Annotated in this window: 4 protein-coding genes; 2 read left to right on the top strand and 2 right to left on the bottom strand. The window is 46.4% G+C overall.

Translation table 11 applies throughout. From position 1 onward, the window contains the following. Positions 1–213 precede the first annotated feature (213 nt). Entirely contained in the window at positions 214–342 is a 129-nt protein-coding gene (locus AB1S50_RS19060; RefSeq protein WP_455363766.1) for a type II toxin-antitoxin system HigB family toxin, read from the top strand. 34 nt (positions 343–376) lie between these two features. Next, positions 377–745: a helix-turn-helix domain-containing protein gene (locus AB1S50_RS19065; RefSeq protein ID WP_367152814.1), complete on the top strand. Its 369-nt coding sequence runs from the start codon at positions 377–379 to the stop codon at positions 743–745. Positions 746–883: 138 nt separating this feature from the next. Here AB1S50_RS19065 and AB1S50_RS19070 read toward each other — a convergent pair whose 3' ends face one another. Next, positions 884–2,662 (bottom strand): serine hydrolase domain-containing protein, encoded by a 1,779-nt coding sequence (locus AB1S50_RS19070; RefSeq protein WP_367152816.1) that lies wholly within the window; start codon positions 2,660–2,662, stop codon positions 884–886. 471 nt (positions 2,663–3,133) lie between these two features. Then, positions 3,134–4,157: LytR/AlgR family response regulator transcription factor (locus AB1S50_RS19075; RefSeq protein ID WP_367152818.1), on the bottom strand; the 1,024-nt coding region annotated here is incomplete at its 5' end.

Raw genomic sequence — 4,157 nt, forward strand, 5'->3', positions numbered from 1 at the left:
GCCTGCGTCAAGCCCTGCTCAAGGACCAGCTTTACGGCCTCTGAACGAAACTCTATTGAATAAGTCTTTCTCATAGTCATTACATACTCCCAATTGCCTATGGTAACAATCGGGACTGTCCGGAGAAATCAGGCTACCCCATACTCCTGCACCTGACTTGACTACCCAGTTTCAAGTAAACCGGACCTAAGCCCTTAGACCGCCACCGCTCCAATGTCGCTTAACATTGCGAATAACAAGTACCGACTGGTCGTGTGGATCAATTATGCCTATTGTGTGGTTTACATCCGATTTATCGGTGCCCATGCGCGATATGACAAGATTAACATGCAAACTATTTAAATGCCCCCAAAGGTAGAAACGAGAGGTAAAAGTTATGGACATCAAACCTATTAAAACGGATGCCGACTACCGAGCGGCATTGAAAGAAATTGAAAGCCTGATGATGGCAGACCCTGACACTCCCGAAGGTGAGAAGCTGGATGTGATGGTTACGCTAATAGAAGCTTATGAGGCCAGGCATTTCCTTATGGATTTGCCTGATCCTGTTGAGGCCATCAAGTTTGAGATGGAACGCAAAGGTTTAACGGTGAAAGACCTCGAGCCCATGATTGGCAAGAGCAATAGAGTCTATGAAATTCTTAATCACAAACGCTCGCTCACGCTAAAAATGATCTGGAAGCTGCATGAAGGCTTGGGTATTCCGGCTGAATCTCTGATCAAGCCCCCACAAACACATGCTTAAGCCTGATGGTTTTCAAAGTATAGCCGAGATTGATACTCGGCTTGCTGAGCTTGAACAGGAAAAAAGCAACTTCTAGGGAACCTATGATTAATTCAATGCAACGTCAGGTTTCACGTCAGTGAATTAATCACAGGTTCCTTAGTTTAATGCAGGTAAAATATACTGAGGCACAAATTCCTGCTGAATCTTACGAAAAGTCTTGTGACTGTAGTTTCCAGCGTAAAAAGCTACCAACAAATCCAGGTCTGGAATACCCATCACGATTTGACCACCATTACCCCCGGCAAAAAAAGCCTCGACTTGGCGATTTTTATAAGGGTAACGCGTTATCCACCATGCATACCCATATCCCCTGTTCGCCATTTTATACTTCGTAGAAATTGAATTTTCTGCAAACTCTTCGCTGATTATACGCTGGCCATTCCAAATGCCTTTATTTAACATCAATTGGCCCAGCTTCATGAAATCGCGCGGCTTCCAGTAGATTCCCCCGCCCAAATAAGGTTGCCCAGTCGGTGAGAGATTCAAATAGTAGTGATCAATTTGCAATGGTTTGGCTATGAAATCGAAGAATAGCTCTTCTATGCTACGCCCACTGGCAGCTGACAGAACCGCTCCCACCAGATTGATCCCACCTGAACAATAGACTGCTTTCTCACCAGGTTCCCTAACCATATCCAAATGTGCCATATAACGATACCAGTCAGTTTGTTCTTGTTGTGATTGCATAGTGTCTTCATTACCTTTTGAGGAAGCATCACTATCATCACAATCCAGCCCGGATGACATAGTCAGCAGGTGTTCCAATGTTATTCTTTGGCGACGCGGATCCACACCGACAACTCCCTCCGCTTCTTTGGCTAGAACCTTTTGAACAAACACAGGATCTCCCAACTCCAAATCTATTCCATTGTGAATGGCAGCCCCGACAAGCACACTGGCGAGGCTTTTACTGGCAGAGCGTGTGTCATGGGCTTTATTTCTGTGGAATCCATGAAAATATTCTTCCAGAACCAGTCTACCCGACCTTGCGATTAGCACTCCATGAATATATGGGTCATCAATCGAATCAGCAGCCGGTAATATGACCTGCTCGATAAAATTGGAGATTACCTGCTCGCTGATTTTCTCGGCCCCAAGGCTGCTTACAGACCAGCCATCTCCAGGGATTTCAGGTGGTGGAATATAGTCATATGGTTCTGGATTTTTCCCGCGCGCATAAAAATGACTATGGTTATCATCTGGGGTTAATCTAAGGTCATAAAGATTACCGCGAATATCTACAGACATACGACCCGGTTGATACTGTGCTTCGACAAGTACAGTTTCCTTCTTGTCACGAAAGAACCGGCCCAGCCAGCGGACTGAATCGCCCTTTCGTTCCACTCGGTCAACATTGTAAAACACACCAAAGCCGCGATCAGGATTGCGAAAGAAAGCGCCCAGGGCCCCATCTTCCCTCTCCCAAACAGGTAAAAATACCGAAAATTCATCTGGCATAGGAACTATTTTCCCACGCCACCTATTGTCATTGTCAGGCGTTAATACCACCGGTGAGGCATAAGGCATTCCGTTATTGATCGTGCTTGGCTGAATCCAATAGCCCCTGACCTGATGGCTTGCAGGGTCAAGTTTTCCATTAAAGGAGCCTAACCCGCCTGGAATACTGAAAGATAATTCAGTACTGAGTTTACCTTCCCGTAGTGGGATTGACAGATTATAACCGGATAAATCGATCCGCCAGCGGTCCGATTCGCGTGTAATAATAATATCACCCTGAATTTCCGGTCCCGCAATACGCTTTCCTTCCCACATACCGACCAGTTCATTATCCTTGGCCTCACTCTGGCCAATTGACAACAGGCAAAGCGCTGAGCTAAATAATAGGCATATTGTGCGTAAAGAAATTGCATTCATTGAAATAATCCTCATAAAGGTGCGCAAGACCTAATGAATATCGCCCACCGTTCAATTTTGAACCCGATGGTTAATCCTGTCAGTATTTTTTTACTACCTGAGCATGAACCCTTGTAGTTTATCGGGCTGGGCTAATAACAAGACGATTAGCGAGACAAGGAAATTTCCTGTCAAATTTTTTCGAATTTCCTTAAATATACATCAGTGAATATTATTTAATCGAATTGGCACTGTATTCTTAGAAAATAAATTCCTTTTCAGGTTCTCCTCTAACCTTGAGCTTCCATTAAATAAGATGGACAGCAAATGCTCTTATGGTGACTGATCTTTGAGACAGATTAATAAAAATTATGACTTTACAGTTTCCCAGCGTCATTACTCTATCAGGAAATAGAAACTGCGCCACCCATTACGGCCTGTTCACACAAAAATTTTTGGTGTAGTACCCAGGTTAGGTGAACCCCATGCCTGCTATTGGGCACAAACCAACCCGACAGCACTTTCCTGCTTTAACGAACTCCTGACTGCGGGCATCAGCCTGCGACTGACCGGAATAGCCTGCCCGTCCGCAAGCTGAAGATGGTAGCCACCGGATTCGCTGACACTCTTGCCGCTGAGGGCCACCACCTGCTCAAGGTTTACCAGAAAAGAGCGGTGTACCCGGATAAAGGTTTCAGGCAGTTGAGTCTCGAGTTGTTTTAGACTGCCTGAATAGAGTTTTTCACCCTGCTCTACCAGGTGTAACTCCACGTAATCGCCGGCCGCTTTACAGTAAAGGATGTCACTGACCGACACCCAAAGGGTTTTCCCTGCGGAGCTGACTTCCAGGCGCGCTGGTGTGTCGGATTGGCTGTTCTGGGCCAGTTTATATTCCAGCTTGGCAATCAGTTGTTGGTCGTCCTTGCTCTGCTGTTGTTGAAGGCGATATTCCTTGGCCTGTTGTACAAACAAATATACTAGAAACAGTGCAATGATCAGGAAATGCATAATTTCATGAAAGCTGCCTTTATTGGCTACGATGGTAATAGCAACCAGCAGCTGCACCAGAAACCAGCCCAGCCAGGCATTTTGCCGCTGGCGGCGCCACACAATCAGCAGCTGTATCAGGCTCACCAGCAAGGGGAAAAACACACCCGCGGTGGTTTTACTGTCAAAGCCCGGAGCCAGCATAATAACCGTGGCCGTAACCAGCAAACCCCCATAGATCCAATGCAGGGCATGATCAGCCATGGTTTTGTAGGAGCTGTAAACCAGGATCGACATGCCAAACAGCAGTGACAGAGCGGTGACTGTGACCAGGCGCACGTCGTGCCAGGGGTAGCTATAGGGGACCAGGCCCCGGGACATTTCCGCTAGGGAACCTCTGAAAAACTGCTCCAGTCTGGCATAATTTACCCCATTTCCAACATACACAGATTCAATCATGAGCCAACTGACCTTCGCCGAAGCCGAATACACTATCAAGAAACGCAAAACACGGCGCGAACTGTTCCTC

Source organism: Microbulbifer discodermiae (genome assembly GCF_040742695.1).
Classification (GTDB): domain Bacteria; phylum Pseudomonadota; class Gammaproteobacteria; order Pseudomonadales; family Cellvibrionaceae; genus Microbulbifer.